The sequence below is a fragment of the Burkholderia sp. D-99 genome, from assembly GCF_011605345.1.
Classification (GTDB): domain Bacteria; phylum Pseudomonadota; class Gammaproteobacteria; order Burkholderiales; family Burkholderiaceae; genus Burkholderia.
In genome coordinates this window covers 145,844-170,874 of record NZ_JAAOXM010000011.1, presented here as the reverse complement: position 1 = coordinate 170,874, position 25,031 = coordinate 145,844, and the positions used below count along the sequence as shown (strand labels likewise).

General features: G+C 67.3%; 25 protein-coding genes. 14 read left to right on the top strand and 11 right to left on the bottom strand.

Features of this window, described 5'->3' with window-relative positions; translation table 11 throughout:
- Window positions 1–93 precede the first annotated feature (93 nt).
- Together HAV18_RS30380 and HAV18_RS30375 are read left to right on the top strand one after the other, a co-directional pair.
- Window positions 94–921: a ferritin-like domain-containing protein gene (locus HAV18_RS30380; RefSeq protein WP_166963482.1), complete on the top strand. Its 828-nt coding sequence runs from the start codon at window positions 94–96 to the stop codon at window positions 919–921.
- Window positions 922–991: 70 nt separating this feature from the next.
- Window positions 992–1,498, top strand: a complete 507-nt coding sequence (locus HAV18_RS30375; RefSeq protein ID WP_166963480.1) for a hypothetical protein — start codon at window positions 992–994, stop codon at window positions 1,496–1,498.
- Here HAV18_RS30375 and HAV18_RS30370 read toward each other — a convergent pair.
- From HAV18_RS30370 to HAV18_RS30360, 3 genes are all read right to left on the bottom strand, one after another.
- A complete protein-coding gene (locus HAV18_RS30370) occupies window positions 1,492–2,946 on the bottom strand; it encodes a DEAD/DEAH box helicase (RefSeq protein WP_166963478.1) in 1,455 nt (484 codons plus the stop codon). The two genes, HAV18_RS30375 and HAV18_RS30370, sit on opposite strands and share 7 nt — an antisense overlap.
- A gap of 127 nt (window positions 2,947–3,073) precedes the next feature.
- Window positions 3,074–4,372: a cytochrome c gene (locus HAV18_RS30365; protein ID WP_166963476.1), complete on the bottom strand. Its 1,299-nt coding sequence runs from the start codon at window positions 4,370–4,372 to the stop codon at window positions 3,074–3,076.
- 19 nt (window positions 4,373–4,391) lie between these two features.
- Window positions 4,392–5,156 (bottom strand): c-type cytochrome, encoded by a 765-nt coding sequence (locus HAV18_RS30360; protein ID WP_166963474.1) that lies wholly within the window; start codon window positions 5,154–5,156, stop codon window positions 4,392–4,394.
- Between the two features lie 379 nt (window positions 5,157–5,535).
- On the opposite strand from HAV18_RS30360, the gene HAV18_RS30355 reads away from it, so the two are divergent.
- On the top strand, window positions 5,536–6,468 hold the full coding sequence (locus HAV18_RS30355; RefSeq protein ID WP_166963472.1) for a CopD family protein: 933 nt from the start codon (window positions 5,536–5,538) through the stop codon (window positions 6,466–6,468).
- Window positions 6,469–6,645: 177 nt separating this feature from the next.
- Here the strand turns inward: HAV18_RS30355 and dgoD are convergent, their stop codons facing one another.
- Window positions 6,646–7,794 carry a galactonate dehydratase gene (gene dgoD / locus HAV18_RS30350; protein WP_021160175.1) on the bottom strand — a complete coding sequence of 383 codons (1,149 nt, stop codon included), beginning with the start codon at window positions 7,792–7,794 and terminating at the stop codon, window positions 6,646–6,648.
- Between the two features lie 163 nt (window positions 7,795–7,957).
- Here dgoD and HAV18_RS30345 point away from each other — a divergent pair, with 163 nt between their 5' ends.
- Window positions 7,958–8,641, top strand: coding sequence for a FadR/GntR family transcriptional regulator (locus tag HAV18_RS30345; RefSeq protein WP_050781594.1), 684 nt, complete (start codon window positions 7,958–7,960; stop codon window positions 8,639–8,641).
- A 27-nt stretch (window positions 8,642–8,668) separates the two neighbouring features.
- Here HAV18_RS30345 and HAV18_RS30340 read toward each other — a convergent pair whose 3' ends face one another.
- On the bottom strand, window positions 8,669–8,914 hold the full coding sequence (locus HAV18_RS30340) for a DUF1272 domain-containing protein (RefSeq protein ID WP_166963470.1): 246 nt from the start codon (window positions 8,912–8,914) through the stop codon (window positions 8,669–8,671).
- Window positions 8,915–9,068: 154 nt separating this feature from the next.
- Here HAV18_RS30340 and HAV18_RS30335 point away from each other — a divergent pair, with 154 nt between their 5' ends.
- The gene (locus HAV18_RS30335; RefSeq protein ID WP_166963468.1) at window positions 9,069–9,416 is read left to right on the top strand and encodes a GFA family protein; all 348 of its coding nucleotides are present in this window, start codon (window positions 9,069–9,071) and stop codon (window positions 9,414–9,416) included.
- Between the two features lie 34 nt (window positions 9,417–9,450).
- Here the strand turns inward: HAV18_RS30335 and HAV18_RS30330 are convergent, their stop codons facing one another.
- Window positions 9,451–12,558: a transglycosylase domain-containing protein gene (locus tag HAV18_RS30330; protein ID WP_166963466.1), complete on the bottom strand. Its 3,108-nt coding sequence runs from the start codon at window positions 12,556–12,558 to the stop codon at window positions 9,451–9,453.
- 420 nt (window positions 12,559–12,978) lie between these two features.
- On the opposite strand from HAV18_RS30330, the gene HAV18_RS30325 reads away from it, so the two are divergent.
- A complete protein-coding gene (locus HAV18_RS30325) occupies window positions 12,979–13,371 on the top strand; it encodes an MAPEG family protein (protein WP_166963464.1) in 393 nt (130 codons plus the stop codon).
- A gap of 9 nt (window positions 13,372–13,380) precedes the next feature.
- Here HAV18_RS30325 and HAV18_RS30320 read toward each other — a convergent pair whose 3' ends face one another.
- A complete protein-coding gene (locus HAV18_RS30320) occupies window positions 13,381–14,298 on the bottom strand; it encodes a LysR substrate-binding domain-containing protein (protein WP_166963462.1) in 918 nt (305 codons plus the stop codon).
- Window positions 14,299–14,497: 199 nt separating this feature from the next.
- Between HAV18_RS30320 and HAV18_RS30315 the strand changes: the two genes are divergently transcribed.
- From HAV18_RS30315 to HAV18_RS30300, 4 genes are all read left to right on the top strand, one after another.
- Complete coding sequence (locus tag HAV18_RS30315; RefSeq protein ID WP_166963460.1) at window positions 14,498–15,814, top strand: MFS transporter; 1,317 nt, start codon at window positions 14,498–14,500, stop codon at window positions 15,812–15,814.
- 51 nt (window positions 15,815–15,865) lie between these two features.
- The gene (locus HAV18_RS30310; protein ID WP_166963458.1) at window positions 15,866–17,338 is read left to right on the top strand and encodes an amidase; all 1,473 of its coding nucleotides are present in this window, start codon (window positions 15,866–15,868) and stop codon (window positions 17,336–17,338) included.
- A gap of 116 nt (window positions 17,339–17,454) precedes the next feature.
- Window positions 17,455–18,657, top strand: a complete 1,203-nt coding sequence (locus HAV18_RS30305; protein WP_166963456.1) for a porin — start codon at window positions 17,455–17,457, stop codon at window positions 18,655–18,657.
- Window positions 18,658–18,795: 138 nt separating this feature from the next.
- Complete coding sequence (locus tag HAV18_RS30300; protein ID WP_166963454.1) at window positions 18,796–19,080, top strand: PAAR domain-containing protein; 285 nt, start codon at window positions 18,796–18,798, stop codon at window positions 19,078–19,080.
- 58 nt (window positions 19,081–19,138) lie between these two features.
- Here HAV18_RS30300 and HAV18_RS30295 read toward each other — a convergent pair whose 3' ends face one another.
- Window positions 19,139–19,450, bottom strand: coding sequence for a cupin domain-containing protein (locus HAV18_RS30295; protein WP_166963452.1), 312 nt, complete (start codon window positions 19,448–19,450; stop codon window positions 19,139–19,141).
- Window positions 19,451–19,509: 59 nt separating this feature from the next.
- On the bottom strand, window positions 19,510–20,193 hold the full coding sequence (locus HAV18_RS30290; protein WP_166963450.1) for a DJ-1/PfpI family protein: 684 nt from the start codon (window positions 20,191–20,193) through the stop codon (window positions 19,510–19,512).
- Between the two features lie 117 nt (window positions 20,194–20,310).
- Between HAV18_RS30290 and HAV18_RS30285 the strand changes: the two genes are divergently transcribed.
- The 3 genes from HAV18_RS30285 to HAV18_RS30275 all read left to right on the top strand — a co-directional run bounded on the left by HAV18_RS30285 (window position 20,311) and on the right by HAV18_RS30275 (window position 23,599).
- Window positions 20,311–21,282, top strand: a complete 972-nt coding sequence (locus HAV18_RS30285; protein ID WP_166963448.1) for a GlxA family transcriptional regulator — start codon at window positions 20,311–20,313, stop codon at window positions 21,280–21,282.
- Window positions 21,283–21,463: 181 nt separating this feature from the next.
- On the top strand, window positions 21,464–22,438 hold the full coding sequence (locus tag HAV18_RS30280; RefSeq protein WP_166963446.1) for a LysR family transcriptional regulator: 975 nt from the start codon (window positions 21,464–21,466) through the stop codon (window positions 22,436–22,438).
- A 372-nt stretch (window positions 22,439–22,810) separates the two neighbouring features.
- Window positions 22,811–23,599: a hypothetical protein gene (locus HAV18_RS30275; protein ID WP_166963444.1), complete on the top strand. Its 789-nt coding sequence runs from the start codon at window positions 22,811–22,813 to the stop codon at window positions 23,597–23,599.
- 57 nt (window positions 23,600–23,656) lie between these two features.
- Here HAV18_RS30275 and HAV18_RS30270 read toward each other — a convergent pair whose 3' ends face one another.
- Complete coding sequence (locus tag HAV18_RS30270) at window positions 23,657–23,986, bottom strand: hypothetical protein (protein WP_166963442.1); 330 nt, start codon at window positions 23,984–23,986, stop codon at window positions 23,657–23,659.
- Between the two features lie 18 nt (window positions 23,987–24,004).
- On the bottom strand, window positions 24,005–24,379 hold the full coding sequence (locus HAV18_RS30265; RefSeq protein ID WP_166963440.1) for a hypothetical protein: 375 nt from the start codon (window positions 24,377–24,379) through the stop codon (window positions 24,005–24,007).
- Window positions 24,380–24,648: 269 nt separating this feature from the next.
- On the opposite strand from HAV18_RS30265, the gene HAV18_RS30260 reads away from it, so the two are divergent.
- Window positions 24,649–25,026: a c-type cytochrome gene (locus HAV18_RS30260; protein WP_166963654.1), complete on the top strand. Its 378-nt coding sequence runs from the start codon at window positions 24,649–24,651 to the stop codon at window positions 25,024–25,026.
- The last annotated feature ends 5 nt before the right edge of the window (window positions 25,027–25,031 follow it).

Below are 25,031 nucleotides of genomic sequence, written 5' to 3'. Positions count from 1 at the left end.
TATAAACGCAAGTAAAACGCCGCCTGCGGGTCGGTTGGCGCCTGTGCCGGAGGCATGGGCCGGCCCCCGCGCGACGACTGGGAGCGCACCACCATGGACACCAAAACGACGCATGTGATGCCGTGGCGAATCGAGGATATCGACCTGAACCGGATCGATCGTCAGCGAGCCGCCGCGAACGAGGATCTGTTGCTGCTGTTGTGCGCGTCGTCGTTCATCGAAAGCGGCTCGGATCTCTACACGAGCAATCTGAGCCAGTTCTTCAACGACGATCCGGAAGTCTCCGCATGGCTCAACAATGCATGGGAGCACGAAGAATTGCAGCACGGGCGCGCGCTGAAGGCGTACATCGCGCACGTGTGGCCCGAGTTCGACTGGGATACCGCGTTCGCGAATTTCTTCGCCGAGTATTCGTTGACCTGCAAGGTCGAGGCATTCGAGAAGACCCGCGCACTCGAGATGGTCGCGCGCTGCGTCGTCGAGACGGGCACGGCCACGCTCTATCGCGCGATCAACGAATGCTCGGACGAGCCCGTGCTGAAGGAAATCACCGACAACATCCGCACGGACGAAGTGCGTCACTACAAGCACTTCTTCAAGTTCTTCAAGAAGTACAACCAGCTCGAAGGCAATGGCCGGCTCGCGGTGCTCGGCGCGCTGGCGCGCCGCGTGATGGAAATCAAGAACGAGGATTCCGAGATCGCGCTGCGCCACGTGTTCGCGGTCCGCTATCCGGATCGCGTCGGCGACAGCCAGTACAACCGCGAGCGTGCCGCGCGCATCAGCCGGCTCGTGCGGCGCAACCTGTCGGCCGACATGTGCGTGAAGATGCTGCTCAAGCCGCTCGACCTGCCCGCGAAGATCCAGCCGGGCGTCCACTATCCGCTCACGAAGATCACGCGGCACGTGTTCCTGCGCTGATCGCCGCGGCGCGGCCCGTCGCGCGTATGCTGCGGCTGCTTCATCCGCTTTCCACCGGGGCCACGCCATCATGACCGATACCCATCGCCACGCGCTCGAACAATGGACGTTCGATGCGTGGCCGCCGGCCGTCGTCTCGCTGTTCGACGGCACCGCGCTCGAGCGTCATGCCGACTTCGCCGCATCGCTGATTGTCGCGACCGACGATGGCCAGTTGCGCACGACGCTGCTCGGCGTCGGCGAGATCTATGCGCACGATGCGCGCACGCTGCTGCTCGCGCTCTGGCCGCAATCGCGTGCGGCGCGCGCGATTACGCAACGGCGCACGGCCGCGCTGACGCTGGTCGCGGACGGTGCGTTCTTTCAGGCGCAAATGAGGATTGAGCCGCTCGAAGGGGACTTCGGCGGACTGGCCGGATTCGCTGCGACGATCGCGCACGGCGATGCGCAGCGGGTCGGCTATGCGCGTCTCGCGACAGGCGTCACGTTCACGCTGGAAGGGGAGCGCGCCGCGGTGCTCGAACGCTGGCAACGCCAGGTCGAGCACCTGCGGCGCGCGGCCGCGCGGCTTCAGTGACCGCGCTGGCCGCTGCGCGACGAACGGTTGCGGTTCGGGTGCGCGGCGTTGCCGTTCGCGGGGCGCGCGCCGTTGCCGCCGCCCGCCGGGCGTCCGCCGTTGCCGCCGGCGCCGCCTTGCGTGCGCGGCTTCGCGGCTTTCTGCTGCGATGCCTTCGGTTGTGCGTTGCCGTCGCGTTTCGCGGCCGGCTGGCCTGAGCCGCCCGCACGCGGCTGGCGATTGCCGCCACCACCACCGCCACCACCGCCACCGCCACGCGGCTGCTGTTGACCGCGGCGCTGCTGGATCGGCTCCGGCTTCACGTTCGGATCGGGTTCGAAGCCCGCGATCACTTCCTGCGGAATCTCGCGCTTGATCAGCCGCTCGATGTCGCGCAGCAGCTGCTTTTCGTCGACGCACACGAGCGACACGGCTTCGCCGGTCGCGCCTGCGCGGCCGGTGCGGCCGATCCGGTGCACGTAGTCTTCCGGCACGTTCGGCAGGTCGAAGTTGACGACGTGCGGCAACTGGTCGATGTCGATCCCGCGCGCGGCGATATCGGTCGCGACGAGCACCTGCAGCGTGCTGTTCTTGAACTCCGCCAGTGCGCGCGTGCGGGCCGACTGGCTCTTGTTGCCGTGGATCGCCATCGCGCTGATGCCGTCCTTCGTCAGTTGCTCGGCAAGCCGGTTCGCGCCGTGCTTCGTGCGCGTGAACACGAGCACCTGGAACCAGTTGTGTTCGCGGATCAGGTGCGTGAGCAGTTCGCGCTTGCGGTCGCGGTCGACCGGGTGGATCTTCTGCGCGACGCTCTCGGCGGTCGTGTTGCGGCGTGCGACCTCGATCAGCGCGGGCGAGTCGAGCAGGCTGTCGGCGAGCGCCTTGATCTCGTCGGAGAACGTGGCCGAGAACAGCAGGTTCTGGCGCTGCGGCGGCAGCTTCGCGAGCACGCGCTTGATGTCGTGGATGAAGCCCATGTCGAGCATCCGGTCGGCTTCGTCGAGCACGAGGATGTCGAGATTCGACAGATCGATGGTCTTCTGCTGCATGTGATCGAGCAGGCGGCCCGGCGTCGCGACGACGATGTCGACACCGCGCTTGAGCGCATCGATCTGCGGATTGATGCTGACGCCGCCGAACATCACGGCCGAGCGCAGTTTCAGGTACTTGCTGTAGGCACGGACGCTTTCCTCGACCTGTGCGGCGAGTTCGCGCGTCGGCGTGAGGATCAGGGCGCGCACGGCGCGCTTCGCGCTGCGGTTGTCCGCGTAGAACGTGTGCAGGCGTTGCAGGATCGGCAGCGTGAAGCCGGCGGTCTTGCCGGTGCCAGTTTGCGCGCCGGCGAGCAGGTCGCCGCCGCCGAGGACGGCAGGGATCGCCTGCTGCTGGATCGGAGTCGGCGACGTGTAGCCGAGCTCGTTGACCGCCTTGACCAGCGGTTCGGCCAGGCCGAGAGATTCGAAAGACATAGATACCACTCTTGAGTTTTATGATCGGCGACACCTCGCGCGGCCCGCGCGGGGACTGGCGTCGCAAAAAGCAAAGGGGCGCGGCTGCGGTTTCCCGCAGCCGCGCCCCGTTTGCGTCACGCGTTATTTAGTCAAGCGGCGCGGAACGCAGGTCACTCACCTGTTGTGGCGAGATCGGCGTACCGTTGTTGCCCCACGACATCCGGATGTACGTTACCACTGCTGCGACTTCCTGGTTCGACAGCGACTGCGCGAACGGCGGCATGCCGTACGGACGCGGGTTCTTGAACGTGCTCGGCGGATAGCCACCATTCAGCACCATGCGGATCGGGTTGACCGCCGATTCCATCATGATCGAGTGGTTGGCCGCGAGCGGCGGATAAGCAGGCGGCTTGCCGGCGCCGGTTTCGGCGTGGCAGGTCGCGCAGTTGTCCGCGTAGATCTTCTTGCCCTGGTCGAACAGCGCGTTGCCGAACTGCTTCGACGGCTCGTACTGCATGTTCTTCGGCGCTTCAGCCTTCTGCGGGATCGACTTCAGGTACGTCGACATCGCGCGCGTATCTTCGTCGCTCATGTACTGCAGGCTGTTGTGGACCACGTCCGCCATCGGGCCGAACACCGCACCCTTGTGCGACACGCCGGCTTGCAGCAGGTCGGACAGCTCCTGCACGTGCCAGTCGCCGAGGCCGAGTTCCTTGTCGTTCGTCAGCGACGGCGCATACCAGTTCTGCAGCGGGATCAGGCCGCCGGCGAACGCCGACGAGCTCACCGGGCCGCCCATCATGTTGATCGACGTGTGGCACATCGAGCAGTGGCCGAGGCCTTCGACGAGGTAAGCACCACGGTTCCACTCGACCGATTTCGTCGGATCCGGCTTGTACTCGCCTTCCTTGAAGAACAGCGTGCGCCAGCCGATCAGCAGGTTGCGGTTGTTGAACGGGAACTTCAGTTCGTGCGGACGGCTCGGCACCGACACCGGTGCGACCGAGCGCAGGTATGCGTAGATCGCGTCCGAATCAGCGCGCGTGACCTTCGTGTAGCTCGCGAACGGGAAGCCCGGGTAGAGCAGGCTGCCGTCCTTCGAGCGACCCGTGTGCATCGCGCGGTAGAAGTCGTCCGACGTCCACTTGCCGATGCCGGCCTGATCGTCCGGCGTGATGTTCGGCGTGTACATCGTGCCGAACGGCGTTGCCATCGGCAGGCCGCCCGCGAACGACTTGCCGCCGCGCACGGTGTGGCAAGCGATACAGTCGCCGACGCGCGCGAGGTACTCGCCCTTCTTGATCAGCGCGGCCTGGTCGGCCGGCGTGGCCGCGACGGCGGAAGCGCCGTGCAGCGTGTCGTTGCCCGGCCACAGGACCGGGACGAGGGCAGCGGCCGCGACGATCGCGGCGGCCGAGATTGCAAACAGGGACTTGCGTTTCATTGTGTCTGTCTCCCTTGCCTTATTGCGGTTCGCTGCCGCAGGCGAGCGGAGTCTTCATCGAACGCGCCGGTGCCGGCACGGGGTTGGCGGGCGCCGGTTGCGCGGCGAGCCATGCGGTCACGGCCGTCACGTCTTCGTCGGAAAGCTTCGCAGCGACGTCATGCATGCAATCGGGCGCCTTCGCGTGGCGGTTGCCCGAACGCCATGCACCGATCTGCGCGCTCAGGTAGTCGGCGTGCAGGCCGACCAGGCCCGGGATCGCCGGCTGCATGCCGGTCAGCGTCGCGCCGTGGCAGGCCACGCAGGCCGGCAGCTTGCGGGACGGATCGCCTTGCGTGACGAGCTGCTTGCCGCGCGCGAGCGTCGCGGCCGGCAGCGTCGGCTTCGCCGGCGCAGGGTACGGCGGGCGTTCGGCCGAGAAGTGCTCGGCCATCTCGCGCAGGTAATCGTCGTTCAGGTACGTCAACAGGTAGTTCATCGGCGGGTACTTGCGCCGGCCGTCACGGAAGTTGACGAGCTGGTTGTACAGGTACTCGGCCGGCTTGCCGGCAAGACGCGGGAAGTAGTCGTTGTCCGTGCCCTGGCCGTGGACGCCGTGGCATGCAGTACAGCCGCGCACGCGCTCGGCCATGGTATCGGGTGCCTTGAGCGGCGCCTGCTGGGCGTGCGCTTGCTCCGTGGGCTTGGTCTGCGCTTGGGCAGCGCTCATAAGGCCCGCGCCGCCGAACATCAGAACGGCGAGCAGCGGACGGAAGAGGCGTCTTGAAGACACACGAGACTCCATGTTTATTCGACGGGGACCTGTTGTCCGGGCTACGATCGGCTCGGCGCATGACGGCAAGGCAGCCGGGCTGCTGCGACGCGGCATTCTATCATCGATGGGTAATGACGGCTATTTGGCAAAAGGACAGCGGTTCCTGTCCGTTTGCGACTTGCGACAATTTGACGCGCATTGCACCGTGCCTGGTTGAACCGGCGTGCGTTTTCACCATCGAAGACCGTACACTCGCGGGTCGCGCGGCGCCGCCTCCGCCGCAGGTCCAGTCATTTCTCCCGTTTCCGGATTCATCGATGACGTTTTCTACCGTGCCGTTGCCTTCCTCACGCTGTCTGTCCCGTAGCCCCCGCTCCGTCGGCCTGCCGCTTTCGGGAGGGTGTGCGCGATGAAGTTCGACAGCTTGTGGATCGGTCAGGTCGCGCTCGCGGCGCTGATGGACGCCGCGTTCGCGATGGCAGTCGGCTCGGCGCTGCTCAAGGCATGGCTCGGCAAGGACGGCGCACGTCCGGTCGTCGCGCCGTCGCATCCCGCGTGGCTGCGCGCGCAACATTCGCTGGCTGCGGCGGCGCTGGCGCTGGTGCTCGCGGATCTCGGCTGGCTCGTCTACGAGGCCGCGACGATGAGCGGGGCGGGGCTCGGCGGCGCGTTCGCCGCGATTCCCGTCATGCTCACGCAGACGCATACGGGCTTCGCATGGAGCGTCGCGTTCGCCGGCGCCGTGGTGCTCGCGATCGTCGCACTGGCGAAGCCGGAAGGCCCGGTCGCGCACGCGGTGCTGTGGCTCGCGGTGATCGTGGTCGCGGCCGGCAAGGCCTCGCTCGGCCATGCGGCCGATACGGGCGCGCTGTCCGCGGCGGTCGGTGTGCAGACGCTGCACCTGCTTGCGACGGCCGTGTGGGGCGGCCTCGTGCTCGCGGGCGGGCTCGCGGTGCTGCCGGCGCTCGGTTCGTCGGTCGCACGCGGCGCGCTGATCCGCATCGGCCAGCACCTGTCGCGTACGTCGATCATCGCAGTCGTCTTCGTGCTCGGCACCGGCGCGCTCAATGCGATCCGCGGGCTCGGCGGTTCGCTTGCGCCGCTCGACGGCAGCACGTGGGGGCGCTTGTTGCTGCTGAAGCTGCTGCTCGTCGCGCTCGCGCTCGTGCTCGGCGGCCTGAACCGCTTCTCGGCGCTGCCGCGCCTGCGCCGTACTGCGTCGACCGAGGATGCGCACACGTTCCGCAACATCCTGCATCTCGAAGCGCTGACGATGATCGGCGTGTTCGTCGCGGCCGCCGTGCTGTCGTTCAGCGTGCCGGGGTTCGCGGCCCTCGGCTGACGGCCGGTTTCGCGCGGCACGGCACGGCGCGACGCTGGGCCGCCGATGCCATCCGGCACGTGCCGGGCGTCGCGCCGAGCATGAAAAAAACGGCTGCCTGTCGGGCAGCCGTTTTCGAGTCGATACTTGCCGCGGCTTACCGCGCGGGCGCGCAGCCGCGCGCACTGCGCATCGCGCTCACCACTCGGCGACGCTGCCGTCCGCGTGACGCCACACCGGGTTGCGCCAGCGGTGGCCCGTCTTCGCCATCTCGCGCACCTTCTCCTCGTTCACGTCGATGCCGAGCCCCGGGCCTTGCGGGATCGCGACGAAGCCGTCCTCGTAGCGGAATACTTCGGGGTTGCGCAGGTAGTCGAGCAGGTCGTTGCCCTGGTTGTAGTGGATGCCGAGGCTCTGTTCCTGGATGAACGCGTTGTAGCTGACCGCGTCGAGCTGCAGGCACGCGGCGAGCGCAATCGGGCCGAGCGGGCAGTGCAGCGCGAGCGCGACGTCGTAGCTCTCCGCGAGCGTCGCGATCTTGCGGCACTCGGTAATGCCGCCCGCGTGCGACGCGTCGGGCTGGATGATGTCGACGTAGCCGCCCGCGAGGATGTGCTTGAAGTCCCAGCGCGAATAGAGCCGCTCGCCGAGCGCGATCGGCGTGTTGGTCTGGTTGACGATGTCGCGCAGCGCCTCGGCGTTCTCCGACAGCACCGGCTCCTCGATGAACATCAGCTTGTACGGGTCGAGCTCCTTCGCCAGCACCTTGGCCATCGGCTTGTGCACGCGGCCATGGAAGTCGACGCCGATCCCGACGTGCGGGCCGACCGCGTCGCGCACCGCCGCGACGTTCGCGATCACCTGCTCGACCTTGTCGTAGGTATCGACGATCTGCAGCTCCTCGGAGCCGTTCATCTTCACGGCCTTGAAGCCGCGCTCGACCACCGCGCGCGCGTTGTTCGCGACGTCGCTCGGCCGGTCGCCGCCGATCCACGAATACACCTTGATGCGGTCGCGCACCTGGCCGCCGAGCAGCGCATGCACGGGCACGCCGTGATGCTTGCCCTTGATGTCCCATAGCGCCTGGTCGACGCCCGCGATCGCGCTCATCATGATCGGGCCGCCGCGATAGAAGCCCGCGCGGTACATCACCTGCCAGTGATCCTCGATCAGCAGCGGGTCGCGGCCGACGAGGTAGTCGGCCAGCTCCTGCACGGCGGCTTCGACCGTGTGCGCGCGGCCTTCGACGACCGGCTCGCCCCAGCCGACGATGCCCTCGTCGGTTTCGATCTTGAGGAACAGCCAGCGCGGCGGGACGACGAAGGTTTCGAGGCGGGTGATTTTCACGATGCGGGTCTCCAGGGTTGACCGGCGCGGGCAGTCGGGCGCGGCGCACGGTCGCGTGCTTTCGCGGTTATCCTAGCGTAGCCCGATGAAAAATAGTATTAATAGCACTATTGCGCAGATAGTGGGCAGCCGGCTCGCCCGGGTACCGGCATAACGGAGAACGATCATTCGACGCGACCTGCATGGACAGACGGCCTTCCGGCTTGCCACGGCGATCCTGCGCGGCGACTACCCGCCCGAGTCGCTGCTGCCGAGGGAACCCGACCTGATGGAGATGTACGGCGTGAGCCGCACGGTGATGCGCGAGGCGCTGCGTACGCTCACGTCGAAGGGGCTCGTCGAATCGCGGCCGAAGATCGGCACGCGCGTGCGGCCGCGCGGCGTCTGGAACCTGCTCGATGCCGACCTGCTCGACTGGTATGCGCGAGTCGCGCCGCCGCTCGCGTTTGCGCTGAAGCTGCAGGAGATGCGCGAGATGGTCGAGCCGTACGCGGCTGCGCTCGCCGCGCGCATGCATACACCGGAAACGTTCGATGCGATCGACGGCGCGGCGCGCGCGATGGCCGCCGCGCGCAATGTCGACGAATGGGTGCGCGCCGACCTGCGCTTTCACCTGAGCGTGCTCGAGGCCGGCGGTAACGAGCTGCTGGTGCCGCTCGGCACGCTGATCGATCGCACGCTCGAGGCGCAACTGCATCTGAATGCGCGCCGCGCGGACGTGTACAACGCGTCGCTCGCCGAGCACACGGCCGTCAGCGACGCGATCCGCGTGCGCGACGAGGACGGTGCGCGCCGCGCGATGGCGGCGCTGCTCGCGGTGACGCGCGCGCGGATCGAGATGTCGTGAGCGGAAACGGCGGGCGGTGCGGTGCCGTCAGGCGCTCGCGCAGCCGCCCGGCTTGTGGATGCGCTCGGTCGACGCCGGGTATTTCGCGAGCAGGCTCGCCGGCCGCCGCGGGCGCACGACGAAGTCGCCGCCGCAGTTCGGGCAGCGGCCCTTCAGCACCTCGTCGGCGCAGGTCGCGCAGAACGTGCATTCGAACGTACAGATGCGGGCCTCCGCGGAATCGGGCGGCAGGTCCTTGTCGCAGCATTCGCAGCCGGGGCGCAGTTCGAGCATGGCGGTTTTCCTTGGTTTTGACAGGGGCGGGACGGGCGCCGCCGGACATTGCGTGCGGCGCATGTGCGCGCTACTGTACCCGCTTGGATCGGCCTGGCCAATGGTGTCCCGCCGGGGCGCCGTCGATGCGCACGGGCCGCACCGGGAGACGACCATGCTTTATCGCGGAAGCTGTCACTGCTCAGACGTGAAGTTCGAGGTGGAAGGTGACCTGCAGGGCGTGATGGCGTGCAACTGCTCGATCTGCCAGCGCAAGGGCGCGCTGATGTGGTTCGTGCCGCGCGATCACATGATGCTCCTCACGCCCGACGAGCATCTCGCCACTTACATGTTCAACAAGCACGTCATCAAGCATCGCTTCTGCAAGCGCTGCGGGATTCACACGTTCGGCGAGGGCGTTCATCCGAACGGCACAGCGATGGCCGCGATCAACGTGCGCTGTCTCGAAGGTGTCGATCTCGATGCGCTGCCGGTCACGCACTACGACGGCCGCTCGCACTGAGCGGCGCGTCGGCGCATGAACGCTCGCGCGGCCGTCAGGACGGTTGCGCGGCAGCGGCACCCGGCGCGGGCGTTTCCGCTTGGCGGGCGGCGCCCGCGGTGCGCGCGCCGGTGCCGGCCGGGCGTTCGATCAGCGGCGCGAGTGCCGGCGCCATCGACTTCAGCAACTGCACGGCCATCGCGCTCGTGAAGTCGTAGCGTGCCGCATACGGTTCGTGCGCCGTTGCCGTCAGGACCCCGAAGAACCGGTCGCCGAGCACGAATACGAACGTGCCGCTGCGGTTCACCTTGCGCGACTCGATCAGCCGCGCGCCGCGCACATAGACGTTGAAGCGCTGGTCGCCCGTCCCGGTCTTGCCGTACACGTCGAGCGTCTTGCCGTCGGGCAGCGTGAAGCCGCCCGCGAGGCGGCGCGCGGTGCCGTTGAGCACGACGTCGCGCAGCAGCGTGTGCGCCACGGTGACGATCTCCGGCGACAGCATCGTCTGCGGCTGCGCGGCCGCGCGCACGAAGCGCGTTTCGTACGGCGTGCCCTGCGCGAAGTCGAGCCGCGTGATCGTCTCGGTCGGCGCTTTCTGGCCGCCGTTCGCGATCAGGCCGATCAGTTTCGCGAGCGCGTCGGGCTGGTCACCCGATGCGCCGATCGCGGCCGCGTACGACGGCGTGACTTCCGCGAACGGGTAGCCGAGCGCGCGCCACGACTTCGTGATTTCCGCGTACGCGCGCAGCTCGACCATGCGACGGATGCGGCGGTCCTGGGTCGCGTGGTAGCGCGTCTTGTACAGCCACGAGTAGGTGTAGAAACGCGCATCGCGGCTGTCGCGCTGGACATCGGCAAGCGCCGCCGTCGGGTGCGCGCGCAGGTAGTTGAGCGTCCACAGCGCGAGCGGATGCACGCTCGCGATATAGCCGCGATCGTTGAGGTTGAAGCGGTCGATCGCATACTTCGCGTAGAGCTTCGCGAGGTCGTCATCGGAGAGCGTCGCGGCCGGCGTGCCCTTCAGTTGCGCGCGCATCTGCGCGTCGAACCACGCGAGCGATTCGTTCGGCGCGACGCTGCGCAGCACCGTGGCGATCTTCGGCGGCGACTTGCGCACGTCCTTCAGCATCAGCGCGAGCGCATCGTCGGGCGCCTTGCCCGCATAGCGCGTGTAGTAGCGTTTCACGTAAACCTGGCTTTCGCCGTCGACGAACTGCTGCAGGTAATGCTGGCGCTGCTCGGGGTCTCCGAGCCACGACGACGACGGGCCGGCCGCCTGCAGCGTCTCGTAGTGGACGATGTCGCGCATCAGCCGCACGAACACGAGGTTGACCGAGTGCTCGAACGCTGCGTGCAGCGTCAGGATGCGGCCGTTGTCCGACTTCTCGAAGTTCGAGAACACCTGTGCGCCGCCGCCCGTGTAGAACACGTCGGGGCTCGCCGAATACTTGCGTTCGACGGCCGCGTCGAGCATCGCCTGCAGCGAGCGGTCGCGCGTATGCGACAGGTAGTCGAGCGCCCAGTGCGACAGCCCGTCGATCGGGTCGGGCTTCACGCGCGCAAGCTCCGCGTTCGACAGGTTCGCGTAGCGCGCATGCAGGTCGGACACGATCTGCAGGTAGGTGATCAGCGTGCGCAGTTTCGCGGTCGAGCCGAGGTTGATGCGGCCGCCGCGATTGACGTCGAACGGCTCGTTCACGCTGTCGGTCTGCACCCGCAGCAGGTTCGCGCCGTTGCGGTGTTCGTACAGCGTGAAGCTGTACGTGAGGTGCGACGGGTCGTCCTTCGGTGCAAGCATCTCGAAACCGTACAGGCCGGCTGCCTGCGCGCCGTCGCGCGTCGACGCCTGCGCGAGCCGTTGGGCGACGGCCTGCTGTACGCCGTTGTCGAGCGTGCTGGTCGCCTGGAGGTCGAACTGGTCGAGCTGGTACAGGTCGCTGATGCCGAGCGCCGACAGCAGCGACGCGCGCGCGGACGTCACGGCCTTGCGCGACACGAACGATTGCACGTGCGCGGCGGCGGGCGGCGCGCTGCGTTCGATCTGCGCGGCAAGCGCGGCGTCGCGCAGCGCCGGAGAGATCACGCCGCCGGTCGACAGCAGCCTCAGGTAGCTGTCGGTCAGCCGCTCCAGGGCCGGATAGCCGCGGTTGAGGAAGTACGACGGTGCGCGCTGCGCGATGATCAGCGACAGCACCTCGCGGAACGCCTTGCCCTGTTCGTCGACGTTGTCGCCGGTCGTCGGCGCGGACAGGATGCGATTCACGTCGTTGAAGTCGCGGCCGTACCACGCGGCGAGACCGTCGCCGATGCCGGTGATCTCGCCGATGTGCGGCCGTGCGGCGAGCGGCACCGAGTTCAGGTAGCGCACGACGATCGTGCGGCGCGCGAGCATCGTCTGCGGGCCGTTCAGGTACGCGCGCACCGACGCGGACGCGATCTGCCGCAGCTTCTCGGGCGGCGTCGCGGTGCGGCCCTCGGGCGAATGGCGGAACTTCTCGATCTGCGTGGCGAGCGTGCTGCCGCCGGGGCGTGCCTGGTGGCGGTTGACGACGTGCAGCGCCTGGTCGGCGAGCGCGCGGCTGAAGCGCCCCCAGTCGATCGCCGGGTTGCGGTTCGGCTCGTTCGCGTCGAGCAGGTAGCGATCCTCGATGAACAGCAGCGAATCGGCGACCACGCGCGGCACCGTGTCGAAGTCGGCATAGACGCGCTGCGGGAACACGGTCGCGAACAGCGGCGCGCCGGTCGAGTCGAACAGCATCAGGCCCGCCTGGTCTTTCTCTTCGAACGGGAGGAACAACCCGCGATCGCCGAGCGACAGCATCCGCTGCGAATCGCGCGCCTGCTTGCTGACAACGAAGCCGCGCGCGAGCAGCCGCTCCTGGAATGCCGGAATCATCGCGTAGCCGAGGCGCTGGTCGTACGGGCCGTTCGCGGGGAAGCGGATGTGATCGCTCGGGCCCGTCTCGACCGTGTAGCCGACGTCGCGGGTGAGCTCGGACAGATAGTGCGCCTGCAGCCGGGACGTTTCGATCTCGCTCTGCACGAGTCGCGCGACGATCGCCACGGCGATCAGCAGCGCGGCCAGCAAAGACCACTTGACCCACGTCCAGACCGATGCGGGACCGGTCACGCGCGGCAGGATACGATTCAGCGGCCGATTCATGGCGGCGTCTCCCTGAAGGCGCGGGCTCCGGCCGCACCCCATTAAGGATTAGTGTAGTCCTCCGCAGCGGGCTGCCAAGGGCGTTGACTACCGAGATGCGTCGACGCAACGTGCGTGCCTGTGACGCGCTGTAACCCGCGTTGCGTTGCGGCGGTGCATGCCGTCGCAGGGCAACGTTTGCGCGTTTCGTGCCGAGGCATCCGCGTGGCGGGCGTGTCGGCGGGCAGGCCCGGACGGCCGGGCAGGCGGGCAATGCACCGGTTTCGTGCGGTGCGGCGGAGCGACAATTGGGATCGGAACCCGACCGTAAAATTGTGTCCGGCGAACGGCGATGCTGCGGGTTTCCGTGATAGCCGCGCGAGCCGGCCACGGGTACGATCGCCGGATGTGCGGCGCATTTCCGCTTTTGCCGGGAGTCCCATGCCGATCCATCCCGTCGCGCTTGTTTGCACGGCCATCCTCGGCCTGCTGCTGTTCGGGCTCGGGCTCGTCGTGTCCGTCACACGCTTTCGGTGCACCACCGGATCCGGGTGCGCCTCCGACCCGGCGAACGGGCTGCACAAGATCGTGCGCGCGCACGGCAACACGGCCGAATACGCACCGTTTCTCGCGGTGCTGTTTCTCTATTTCGGCGCCCATGATCCGTCGCGTGCGATCCTGGCGCTGATCGTCGCGGCGACCGCGTGCCGCTGCCTGCTCGTCGTCGGATTGCTCGCATGGCCGACGATGGCCAGCCCGAATCCCGTGCGTTTCATCGGTGCGCTCGGCACCTATCTGTGTGGCGCCGCGCTGTGCATCGCGCTGTTCGTCTGAATGGCGGCGCTACCGCCATAGCAGCGTCGCGTGATCGTGCCGGCGCACGGCTTCGACGAAGCAGTGGATCAGGTAGTCGCAGGCAATCGTGTTCAGCGCATCGCGGCGCGTGAGCACGCCGACCGACACGGCCGGGATCGTTTCCTCCACGTCGATCGCGACCATCCGCTCGCGAATCCAGTCGACTTCCATAAAGCTCTTCGGCGCGCACGACACGGTGTCGGTGTGCACCGACAGCGAAAACGCCGCACTGAACGACGTGCATTCGACGATCGGCTGCGGCGCCGGATAGCCGTGCGAGACGAACACGTCCTGCAGCAGCCGGCCGATGCTTTCAGGCGACGTGTTGAGGATCCACTGCGCGTCCTGCAACTGCGCGAGCGACGTGCAGTGACGCAGCGGATTGCTCGCGCGCGTCATCAGGATCAGTTCCGATTCGAGCAGCGGCCGGAACGTGAATTCCGGCGACAGCCGAGTCGCATCGACGATCGCGATCACGAAGTCGAGCGAGCCGTCGCGCAGCCGCGGCAGCGCCGTGTCGAGAAATCCTTCGCGCACGTCGAGGCGGATCGTCGGCATGCGCTGGCGGAACGCGTCGAGCGCGGCCGGCAGGAAGCCGAGCGACATCAGCGGCGTCAGCGCGCAGGCGAGCGCACCTTCCTTGCCGCCCGACAGCTGGATTACGTCGTCGCGCGCGTGCTGCATCTCCGCAAGGATTAGCCGCGCGCGTGCATAGACGGCCTGGCCGAAACGCGTGAGCTGCGCGCCGCGCGCATTGCGCGTGACGAGCGGCACGCCGAGATCGAGTTCGAGTTCGCGGATCGCCTTCGTCAGCGCGGGCTGCGACAGGTGGATCGCGCGCGCGGCCGCGCGCAGGCTGCCATGTTCGGCGATGGCGGCAAGCGCCCGGAGCTGGTGGTGTTTCACGGCGAGGCGGGGCGCGGCGGCAGTGGCGACGTTCGTATCCTACACCGCGTTTCCGCATGGAAAGCATGCGATAACCGTGCGTTATCACGATCGAAAAATGTCGCTCCGGGCTGCGTATTTTGAATGCCTAGACTGCATGCGCAGGCCGTCGAACGGGCCGCGCACACGACACGCATAACCAGTACGGAGACATACCTTCATGAAGGCGCCCCGAGCGGACAGCATGTTCGGCGGGCATGTCGGCGACGTTGCCGCATCCCCGTCCAATCGTCAGCTGATTGTCGCGATCACGATCGGCAACGGCCTCGAATTCTTCGATCTCACCGTGTTCAGTTTCTTCGCGGTGCTGCTCGGCAAACTGTTCTTTCCCGCGGTCTCCGCGCAGCAGCAGTTGCTGATGTCGGTCGCGACCTTCGGCGTCGGCTTCATCGCGCGGCCGATCGGCGGTGTCGTGATCGGGCTCGTCGCCGACCGGTTCGGCCGCGTGCCCGCGATGAACCTCACGCTCGTCACGATGGCGATCGGCACCGGGATGATCGGCGTGCTGCCGACCTATGCGCAGATCGGTATCGCGGCGCCCGTGCTGGTCGTCGCCGCGCGGCTGCTGCAGGGCTTTTCGGCCGGCGGCGAGGTCGGCGTATCGACGTCGCTGCTCGCCGAGCGCGCGCCGGCCGGCGAACGCGGCTACTACACGAGCTGGCAGTTCGCGAGCCAGGGTGCCGCGGCGCTGGCCGGTTCGTTCGTCGGCTTCCTGCTGTCGTATTTCCTCGATACCGCGTCGCTCGAATCGTGGGGCTGGCGCGTGCCGTTCCTGCTGGGCGTGCTGATCGCGCCGATCGGCCTCTACCTGCGCGCACGCTTCAGCGCGATCGAGCAGCATGCGCCGGCCGCGGCCGCGCGGCGTTCGTCGGCGGTGCTGGGTACCGTGCTGCGGCGTGACGGCGGCGCCGTGCTGACCGCGCTCGGCCTCGTGGTCGGCGGCACGGCCGCGCACTTCATCGTGCTGTATTACATGTCGACGTACGCGATCAAGGTGCTGCACCTGCCGATGGACACCGCGCTGTGGTGCGGGATCCTGTCCGGCGCCGTGATGTTCGTCGCCGCGCCGATCGGCGGGCGGCTGTCGGATCGCACCGGCAGCAAGCGCGTCGCGTTGTGGTCGCGCATCGCGCTGACCGTGCTGATCCTGCCGGGGTTCTGGCTGATGCGCGCGGTGCCGTCGATTGCGACGATGTACGCGGTCGTGATGCTGCTCGCCGCGCTGCACTCGATCAACGCCGGCGCGAACGGCGTGATCCTCGCCGAGCTGTTCCCGAAGAGCACGCGCGCCACCGCGCTGTCGATCGCGTATGCGGGCGGCGTGTCGATCTTCGGCGGCTTCGCGCAGTTCATCGTCACGTGGATGATCGGCGCGACCGGCAATCCGGCGGCGCCCGCGTGGTACGTGATCGTCTGCGGCGTGCTGTCGCTCGTCGCGCTCGCGTTCGCATCGGATCGCAGCGAACACGATGCGTGACCGCTGCCGCCGCCTTCCTTCCCGCTTTCCTTCCTCTTCGCCACGAACCGTATGACCGCCACCGTTTCGCTATCGTCCCCGCCCGCCGATGTCATGGCCGGCGACCTGTGCGACCTGTCCGCCCGCACGATGCTCGACCTGCTGAAGACACGGCGGATCAGCGCGTGCGACCTGCTCGATGCGCATCTCGCACGGATCGCGACGGTCAACCCGCGCGTGAATGCGCTCGTGACCGTCGTCGATCCCGACGTGCTGCGTGCCCGTGCGCATGACATCGACGCCCGCTGGATGCGCGGCGAATGGCAGGGGCCGCTGCACGGGTTGCCGGTGTCGCAGAAGGATCTCACCGCGACGCGCGGCGTGCGCACGACCTACGGTTCGCCGTTGTTCGCCGATCACGTGCCGCTGCATGACGCGCTCGTCGTGCGCCGCTGCGCGAGCGCCGGCGCGCTGATGATCGGCAAGTCGAACACGCCCGAATTCGGCGCCGGGTCGCATACGTTCAACGACGTGTTCGGCGCGACGCGCAACCCGTGGGACCTGACGCGTTCCGCGGGCGGCAGCAGCGGCGGCGCGGCGGCCGCGCTCGCGTGCGGGATGAATCCGCTCGCGTGCGGCAGCGACATGGGCGGTTCGCTGCGCAACCCGGCCGCGTGGAACAACGTCGTCGGATTGCGGCCGTCGCCGGGCCGCGTGCCGCGCGCGCCCGACCTGAACGGCTGGACGACGCTCGGTGTCGACGGGCCGATGGCGCGCGACGTGGCCGATACCGCGTTGCTGCTGTCGGCGATCGCCGGGCCGAGCGGCGAGACCGCGACCGAACTCGCGGAACCGGGCGCGCGCTTCGCGCAGCCGCTCGAACGCGACTTCCGCGGCACGCGCATCGCGATGTCGCGCGGCCTGCCCGGCGTGCCGGTCGATCCGGAGATCGCGCGGGCGGTCGATGCGCAGGCGCGTGTGTTCGCGGCGCTCGGCTGCGAAGTCGAATTCGACGATCCCGATCTGTCGGACGCCGAGGACGTGTTCCGCATCGAGCGCGCATGGATGATCGGCACGCTGGTCGACGGGTTCGACGATGCGCAGCGTGCGGCGCTGAAGCCCGAGATTCACGATGAATACCGGCTGCATCGGTCGCTGACGGCCGCCGATCTCGGCCGGATGTTCGTGCGCAAGACGCGGCTGTTCGAGCGGATGCGCGCGTTCATGCAGCGCTACGCGTTCTACGTGCTGCCGACGACACAGGTGATGCCGTTCGACGTCGACCTGCGCTCGCCTGCGCATGTGCAGGGGGCCGCGAGCACGTCATACATCGACTGGATGCGCGTGTGCTGGTACCTGTCGTCGACCGAGGCGCCGATCCTGTCGGTGCCGTGCGGCTTCGGCGCGACCGGTTTGCCGATCGGCATGCAGATCGTCGGCCGCTATCGCGACGACTGGGGCGTGCTGCAGTTCGGTCACGCGTACGAAGTCGCGGCCGGCCGCCGCTGGGCCCCGCCGGCGGTTGTCGCCGACGCGATGCGCTAGCCGTCTTCCCCGATTTACCCCTGACCGTTCCGGTTTGCTCCGGAGCAGGCCGCGCGCCTGCGGGGGACGCGCGCGCCTGCGTTTTGCCATTCGACCCGCGCAATGGAGACCTTCCGATGAAAAAACGGCTGTTGGCAGGCGCGGGCGTCGCGCTGATCGCGGGTGCGGCGCACGCACAGAGCAGCGTGACGCTGTACGGCATTATCGACGAAGGGCTGACCTACACGAGCAACCTCGCGGTCGCCGGCCCGAACGGCACCGTGAGCGGCAAGCCGGCGTGGCGCATGCTCGGCGGCGTGCAGCAGGCGAGCCGCTGGGGGCTGCGCGGCGTCGAGGATCTCGGCGGCGGGCTGGCGGCTGTCTTCACGCTCGAGAACGGCTTCGACCCGAGCACCGGCAAGCTCGGGCAAGGCGGGCTGATGTTCGGCAAGAAGGCGTTCGTCGGGCTGTCGGGGCCGTTCGGCACCGTCACTCTCGGGCGCCAGTACGATACCAACGTCGACTTCCTCGGGCCGCTCGAGGCCGCCGCGCTGTTCGGCGGCTACATGGTTGCGCACCCCGGCGATCTCGACAACGTGAACAACGCGAACTCGACCAACAACGCGATCAAGTTCACCAGCAACGACTATGGCGGATTCCGTTTCGCGGCCATGTACGGTGTGGGCGGCATCGCGGGCGCGGCGACGCGCAACCAGGTGTGGTCGATGACGGCCGGCTACACGCGCGGGCCGCTCGTGGTCGCGGCCGGCTATCTGAATGCGCGCAACCCGAACGTGTCGTTCTTCGGCACGACCGGCAGCCCCGCGCCGGTCGTCGGCGGCGTGCCGGGCAACAACATGCTGTCGCCCGTGTATTCCGGCTATGCGTCGGCGCGCACGCTGCAGGTCGCGGCGGCGGGCGGCACCTACGCGTTCGGCGCGGTGACGCTCGGCGCGATGTATACGAACACGTCGTTCCGCGGGCTCGGCGACCTGTCGTCCGGGCCGAACCCCGGTGGCGTGTCCGGCAACGCGGTGTTCAACAACGTCGAGGCCAGCGTGCGCTACCAGTTCACGCCCTATCTGTTCGGCGGCATTGCGTACGACTACACGCGCGGCGGCGGCGTGGACGGCCGCGACGGCGCGACCTACCACCAGGTGGCGGCCGGGCTCGACTATTTCCTGTCGAAGCGCACCGACGTGTATGCGACCGCCGTCTTTCAGCGCGCATCGGGCACTGATTCGACGGGGCACGCGGCGGTTGCCGCGATCAACGGCCCCGGCGCGTCCGCGAACGACCGCCAGTTCGAGGCGCGGATCGGTATCCGGCACAAGTTCTGACGGGCGCGGCGATCGGCAGGCGGCGGCCGCGAGCGGTGATATGCTCGCGGCACGCCCGCGATCGACGGGCGGATTCCGATTGCCCATGTGCGGCCGCGCTGCCGCGCTGCACGGCATTTCCGAGGGAAGAACCGACACATGAGCCGCAAATTCATTCTGAAGGGCGACACGACCGACCACGGCGGCGTCGTGCTCGACGGGATCGCCAATTCGTCGTTCGACGGACGCGAACTCGCCTATCTCGGCGCGCCGGTATTCTGCGCCGCCTGCAAGTCGCCGGGCGTGATCGTCTCCGACGGCGGCGAGCGGACGATGACCGTGATGGGCAAGGTCGTCGCGCTCGAACACGACCTGTGCCAGTGCCTGTGCACGCCGCAGCCGAAGCTGATCGCGTCGCAGGCCACGGGGACGATCACCGGATGAAACCCGCCGCGCGGAGGCGCTTGCCGTCCGCGCGACCCCGGCGCACGGCCACCGGCCGTCAGACGCTGCCTGCGGTTTCGATCACGAGGATGCGTGCTTCGCCGAGCGGGTGCGCGACGTGCTCGGTGCCGGCCGCCGCGTGGAACACGTCACCCGTTTCGAGCACCGTCGCGTGCTCGACGCCTGCTTCGCGATAACGCATCTCGACGCGGCCGTCGAGCACCGCGAACACTTCCTCGTCGTCGTTCACGTGCCATCGATACGGCTGGTCGGTCCAGTGCAGGCGGACCGTGATGCCGTTCAGGTTCGCGATGTCGAGCGCGCCCCACGCGCGGTCCGCGGTGAACGTGGCGCTGCGGATGATGTTCATCAATGGGTTCTCCGGCGCGAATGCGCGTTGTCTTTCCGTCAATTTCCCCGTTCCCGCATTCAAAGCGACATCGCGCGCAGCGCTCGTTCGATTATCTCCTTGCGCTTCGCGAAGCCGGCCGCCGAGCGTTCGGTGACGCGCTTGACGACCGTTGCCGGCGCGGTGTCGGGCGAACCGGCGTCGAACGGCGGCGCGGGCGCGTATTCGAGCTGCAGCTGGATCGCCTGCGCTTCTTCTTCGCCGGCCAGTTCCGCGGCGATCGTCAATGCGAAGTCGATGCCGGCCGTGACGCCGCCGCCCGTGATCAGGTTGCCGTCGCGCACCACGCGCTCGCGCACCGGCACCGCGCCGAGCGGTTCGAGCAGCGCGTGGAACGCCCAGTGCGTCGTCGCGCGCCGCCCCCGCAGCAGGCCGGCTACGCCGAGCAGCAGCGCACCCGTGCAGACCGACGTCACGTAGCGCGCGGCGGCCGCGCGCTGCTGCACGAAGGCGATCGTTTCGGCATCGAGCAGCAACTCGTTGATCCCGATGCCGCCCGGAATGCAGATCACGTCGAGCGGCGGGCAATCGTCGAACGTGCAGGTCGGCGCGAGCGCGAGCCCGCTGCTCGACGCGACGGTGTCGCGCGTCTTCCAGACCAGATGGACGGTTGCGCCGGGCAGCGACGCGAGCACATCGTGCGGGCCGGTGAGGTCGAGTTGCTGGACACCAGGAAACACGAGAAGGCCGATATGCAGGGTCATGCGAAGACTCCGGTTGGAAGGGGAGCGCACCGTTGCCGGCACGGGATGGACAGATGAATTCTAGGCGCGTAGTGTTTGGCGAAATTGCCATATCACCCACGTTTTCAGCCAATCGCCATGTCTGCCGCCCCGCGTTCGATCCTGGTCCTTGCATTCCCTCGTGCACAGCTGCTCGACGTGTCGGGGCCGCTGCAGGTGTTTGCGTCCGTCAACGAGCTCGCGCTGGAGCGCGGCCAGCCGGCGCCGTACGCGCCGCGCGTCGTCGCGGCCGAGGCGGGGCCCGTCGAGACGTCGTCGGGCCTCGTCGTGATGGCCGAGTCGCTGCGCTCGGCTGCACGCCATCCCGATACGCTGATCGTCGCCGGCGGCAAGGGCGTGCATGCGGCATCCCGGGATGCGCGGCTGGTGCGCTGGGTGCGGCAGCAGGCGGCGCGCACACGGCGCGTGGCATCGGTCTGCACCGGCGCATTCCTGCTCGCCGAGGCCGGCCTGCTCGACGGGCGGCGTGCGGTCACGCACTGGGCGCGCTGCGACGAATTCGCGGCGCGCTATCCGAACGTGCGCGTCGAATCCGATCCGATCTTCATCCGCGAAGGCGCGCTGTGGACCTCGGCCGGCGTGACGGCCGGCATCGATCTCGCGCTCGCGCTGGTCGAGGAGGATCTGGGGCGGGCGGCCGCGCTCGACGTCGCGCGCGAACTCGTCGTGTTCCTGAAGCGCCCGGGCGGGCAGGCGCAGTTCAGCGCGATGCTGTCGATGCAGCGCACCGACGACCGGTTCGGCGAACTGCATGCGTGGATGGCCGAGCACCTGACGGCCGACCTGTCGGTGCCCGCGCTGGCCGAGCGCGTAAGCATGAGCGAGCGCAGCTTCGTGCGTCACTACCGCGCGGAAACCGGCCGCACACCCGCGCGTGCGGTCGAGCAGATCCGCGTCGAGGCCGCGCAGCGCCTGCTCGGCGAAACGGCATGGCCCGTCAAGCGGATCGCCGCGCGTTGCGGCTTCGGCTCGGAGGAGACGCTGCGGCGCTGTTTCGTGCGTTTGCTGGGCGTGTCGCCGCAGGGGTATCGCGAGCGATTCGTGCGCTAATGCACGGCGTGCGGCTGCGCTCGGGGCCGGAACGGTTGCCGGGTGAGACTGAACGGAAATCGATCGCTTTCCAGTCCGAAATGCCGAAACTATTCAGGATCGGAGAACAATGGGTGGGGGCTTGTGCCGTGCCCGTCGCGCGCTCTATGCTGTTTCGTTGGCGATTCGAAGGGGGAGCAGCATGGACCGAATCCAGGCAATGGAAGTTTTTACCCGCGTGGTCGACGCGAACAGCTTCACACGCGCGGCCGACACGCTCGCGATGCCGCGCGCGTCGGTGACGACCATCATTCAGAACCTCGAGGCGCTGCTCGGCGTGCGCCTGATGCACCGGACGACGCGCAGGCTGTCGCTCACGCCGGAAGGCGCAGCGTACTACGAGCATTGCACGAAGATCATCACGGAGATCGCGGAGGCCGACGCGAGTTTCCAGACCGGCAACCGCAAGCCGAGCGGCGTGTTGCGTGTCCACATGCCGAGTTCGCTCGGGCGGCGCATCGTGCTGCCGTCGCTGTCGATTTTCCGGCAGCGCTACCCCGACATCACGCTCGAACTGGGGCTCTCCGACCGCTACGTGGATCCGGTCGAGGAGGGCATCGACTGCATGATTCGGGTCGGGCCGCTCGAGGATTCGTCGATGGTCGCGCGGCGGATCGGGATGCTGAAGCGCGTGACCTGCGCGTCGCCCGATTACCTGGCGCGTCACGGCGAGCCGCACGAGATCGCCGATCTCGCCGACCATCAAGCGGTGAATTTTCGTTCGAGCCACGGTGCGCGTGCGATTCCGTGGGTGTTCATGATCGACGGCAAGCCGTTCGAGGTGCGGATGAACGGCAGCGTCACGGTCAACGATTCGGATGCCTACGTGACGTGCGGGCTCGAAGGGTTCGGGATGATCCAGCCGACGCTGTTCATGGTGCTGCCGCACCTGCTCGACGGTTCGCTGGTCGAGGTGCTGCCGGACTGCAATCCGAAGCCGAAGCCGATTTCGATCGTCTATCCGCACAACCGGCACCTGTCGCAGAAGGTGCGCGTGTTCGCCGACTGGGTCGCGGAGGTGTTCGAGGCGACGCCGTCGCTGGAGGGCGGGGAGAACTGGCGGGGGCGGGTGGAGGCGCACGCGGCGAAGCTGCAGAGAGGCGCGGTGGCCGCGTGATGTAACGCATGGCGTGCGACGGACACGCCCGGCGGGCATGGGTGTACGAATCGAGGCGACGACTGGATGCGATGGTGATGCCGCCGGGTACGGATGCGAAGCGCGTCGTGCCCGGCCGCGCGTGCCTGTCGACGCGTCGCAATGACTCGACGATCCCGCGTTTGACCGCCGTCCGTACTTCCTCGACACACCTTCCGCCCCGGTGATTTTGCCCGGAACGGTTGACCGCCTGACAAACCCGACAGTTATCTTTTGATCGACCGATTCGCTAAATTCGCGCAGCGGCTTTCCGCCTCGGGTGAAGAGCCGCGGCAAGGATGACTGCGGCCAGAAGAACGATTCACGATCACCGGGGGAACGATGTCGAAGTCCATGAAGATCATTCGGCGCCTGGCGTGCCTGACAGGTGCGCTGGCGCTCGGTGCATGTTCGAGCGAATGCAGCAACGTGTTTTCCAGCAGCCATTCAACGGCGTGCAATCTTGCGTGGGGCGCAGCGATCGTCGCCGTCGCGCCGGTTGCATTGGTGTCCAGCGCCATCGACGATCACCGGCGCAACGCGCGCGACGAGGAAACCTGGAAGCAGTGGAAAGCGGGCGATCCGCCGGTCGTTGCGCAATGCGTGGTCGACTGTCAGCTGCCGTTGCGCGTGACTCAGTCCAAATCGGACGAGTTGCAGCAGCTTTTCGCACGCAGTCTCGATCAGATCATCACGTGGTGGGGCGAACACCCGACGCCCGGCCAGCTCCCGGTGGTGGCAGTGGCCTACAAATTCAAGGGGCAGCGCCTGATGGCGTCGGATCCCGCTGCGGCCGAGGCGTATCTGCGCAAGGCGGCCGTGATGGTGGCCGAGCCGGAAATGGCCGAAGGCCTCACATCGGACTATTTCCCGCCCGGCGTCGTTTTCAACCGCAAGCCGTACTACGAGAAGGCGGCGCAGGAGATTCAGGAAAGCCTGATGATCCTGCGTTTCAAAAAGAACGGTGCGGGCGCCGACGATTTCAGGTGTCAGCCTGTTGCGGCATGGCCACCGAGTTACCCGGTGGAGCTGGACGGCGCTTGCCGCGACGCGTATCAGCGTCTTTACGATCCGGAGAACAAGACGTTTTCCTATACGTATCAGCGTATCGACAGCGTTTATGAGCCGGTTCAGTCGAAGTGATGCGCGCGTCTCGTCGCACGGGCGGCGTGCGCGATCGGCCGCGCGAGTCGCACCCGATCAGAACGGCCGTATGCCGATGCGCGGATTCAGGCACGCGTAGACGAGGCTGACGGCGAGCAGCGCGAACAGCAGCGACGTGACGATGCGGGCGATCGTGCGTGTGCGTTCGATTCGGATGAAGAGCGTGCCGCCGACGAGCATCAGCGCCACGCCGGCGTAGAAGTTGTTGGCGAAATCGCCGAAGTCGCGTTCGACGAGGCTGTCCGCGAAGCTCATGTAGTCGTAGCTCAGCAGACGGCGCAACTGGTCGGGTGTCGACAGATTGGCGAACGTGCCGGCGACGGACACGAGCCCGATCAGGGTGACCAGCGTGGCGATGACGATCATGATGCGCCGCTTCATCGGTCAGCCCACGTTGTAGAACGCCTGGACCTGCGCGTTGACGAGCACGATCAGCATGACGAGGGCCCAGCCGAGCAGGAATGCGAAGCGCTTGCGGCTGCGATGGGCATCAAGTGCAACCAGCGCGGCCATTGCGTTGAGTGCGGCCAGCACCAGGACGTAGAAGCGGCTCGCGAACAGATCGGCCTCGGGGATCGCGCGGTCGACGCGATTGACCCAGTGATAGGTGATCGGCTTGAGGGCGAGGCCTTCGCCGATGACGGCAGGGTCGAGCAGGCGGGAAAGCGTCGGCGCGCCGGCGCCGGCATAGCAGAGCACGACGGCAGCCAGTGCGAGGGCGGCGATGCGCCATGTCTTGTCGGGAGTGGTCTGGATCATCGTGTGACGTCGGCCGTGTGCTGGACGGCGTCATTGTGCCTGCGAATCAGCAAGGTTTTTCCAATTTGACAAAACATCCTTTCCCGTCAAAAATTCAGCCCGAAAAAGGCGGGCCGGTTTATAAAAAACGGACATACATGGATTCGCGTATTCGTCCCGACGGGTAACCCACCTGCAAGAACTTGAGATCGAGGATTCGAGGGCTGCCGTGGTAATTGTCGCAGCACGAAACGCTGATTCAAGCTGATTCCATCGGGGGCACGGACTGTATGAAGGCTAAGGGAAATTTCATCGTCGCGTTGATCATGCTGCTTCTGACGCCGTCCATGTCCTTTGCAGATGTTATCAATGGGGAGAGGATTTTTTTGAAGAGATGCGCGATGTGCCACGGAGCTGACATTAAAGGCACTGGGCCATTGGCTAATAAAAGCACGCCTCCAACACCTGATCTCACCACGCCTGCGTTCAAGAAGCGCCTGCTCGATTATCCGGGCGTCATTGTCTCGTCCGTAATACTCCGTCCAAACGGAGATCTGATTCCGAAAACATTGCGAGAAAATGGTGTAAAGCTGCCCGCATTCACGTGGACGGTTAGGGATTTTCGCGATCTGAATGAGTATATGGCTGGCGTAATCTTGAAGAAATGATTGAC

What these genes read in the sequence shown, in the direction of transcription:
- HAV18_RS30380 (WP_166963482.1), top strand. Translation starts at nt 94, where the DNA reads ATGGACACCAAAACGACGCATGTGATGCCGTGGCGAATCGAGGATATC.
- HAV18_RS30375 (WP_166963480.1), top strand. Translation starts at nt 992, where the DNA reads ATGACCGATACCCATCGCCACGCGCTCGAACAATGGACGTTCGATGCG.
- HAV18_RS30370 (WP_166963478.1), bottom strand. Translation starts at nt 2,946, where the DNA reads ATGTCTTTCGAATCTCTCGGCCTGGCCGAACCGCTGGTCAAGGCGGTC.
- HAV18_RS30365 (WP_166963476.1), bottom strand. Translation starts at nt 4,372, where the DNA reads ATGAAACGCAAGTCCCTGTTTGCAATCTCGGCCGCCGCGATCGTCGCG.
- HAV18_RS30360 (WP_166963474.1), bottom strand. Translation starts at nt 5,156, where the DNA reads ATGGAGTCTCGTGTGTCTTCAAGACGCCTCTTCCGTCCGCTGCTCGCC.
- HAV18_RS30355 (WP_166963472.1), top strand. Translation starts at nt 5,536, where the DNA reads ATGAAGTTCGACAGCTTGTGGATCGGTCAGGTCGCGCTCGCGGCGCTG.
- HAV18_RS30340 (WP_166963470.1), bottom strand. Translation starts at nt 8,914, where the DNA reads ATGCTCGAACTGCGCCCCGGCTGCGAATGCTGCGACAAGGACCTGCCG.
- HAV18_RS30335 (WP_166963468.1), top strand. Translation starts at nt 9,069, where the DNA reads ATGCTTTATCGCGGAAGCTGTCACTGCTCAGACGTGAAGTTCGAGGTG.
- HAV18_RS30330 (WP_166963466.1), bottom strand. Translation starts at nt 12,558, where the DNA reads ATGAATCGGCCGCTGAATCGTATCCTGCCGCGCGTGACCGGTCCCGCA.
- HAV18_RS30325 (WP_166963464.1), top strand. Translation starts at nt 12,979, where the DNA reads ATGCCGATCCATCCCGTCGCGCTTGTTTGCACGGCCATCCTCGGCCTG.
- HAV18_RS30315 (WP_166963460.1), top strand. Translation starts at nt 14,498, where the DNA reads ATGAAGGCGCCCCGAGCGGACAGCATGTTCGGCGGGCATGTCGGCGAC.
- HAV18_RS30310 (WP_166963458.1), top strand. Translation starts at nt 15,866, where the DNA reads ATGACCGCCACCGTTTCGCTATCGTCCCCGCCCGCCGATGTCATGGCC.
- HAV18_RS30305 (WP_166963456.1), top strand. Translation starts at nt 17,455, where the DNA reads ATGAAAAAACGGCTGTTGGCAGGCGCGGGCGTCGCGCTGATCGCGGGT.
- HAV18_RS30300 (WP_166963454.1), top strand. Translation starts at nt 18,796, where the DNA reads ATGAGCCGCAAATTCATTCTGAAGGGCGACACGACCGACCACGGCGGC.
- HAV18_RS30295 (WP_166963452.1), bottom strand. Translation starts at nt 19,450, where the DNA reads ATGAACATCATCCGCAGCGCCACGTTCACCGCGGACCGCGCGTGGGGC.
- HAV18_RS30290 (WP_166963450.1), bottom strand. Translation starts at nt 20,193, where the DNA reads ATGACCCTGCATATCGGCCTTCTCGTGTTTCCTGGTGTCCAGCAACTC.
- HAV18_RS30285 (WP_166963448.1), top strand. Translation starts at nt 20,311, where the DNA reads ATGTCTGCCGCCCCGCGTTCGATCCTGGTCCTTGCATTCCCTCGTGCA.
- HAV18_RS30280 (WP_166963446.1), top strand. Translation starts at nt 21,464, where the DNA reads ATGGACCGAATCCAGGCAATGGAAGTTTTTACCCGCGTGGTCGACGCG.
- HAV18_RS30275 (WP_166963444.1), top strand. Translation starts at nt 22,811, where the DNA reads ATGAAGATCATTCGGCGCCTGGCGTGCCTGACAGGTGCGCTGGCGCTC.
- HAV18_RS30270 (WP_166963442.1), bottom strand. Translation starts at nt 23,986, where the DNA reads ATGATCGTCATCGCCACGCTGGTCACCCTGATCGGGCTCGTGTCCGTC.
- HAV18_RS30265 (WP_166963440.1), bottom strand. Translation starts at nt 24,379, where the DNA reads ATGATCCAGACCACTCCCGACAAGACATGGCGCATCGCCGCCCTCGCA.
- HAV18_RS30260 (WP_166963654.1), top strand. Translation starts at nt 24,649, where the DNA reads ATGAAGGCTAAGGGAAATTTCATCGTCGCGTTGATCATGCTGCTTCTG.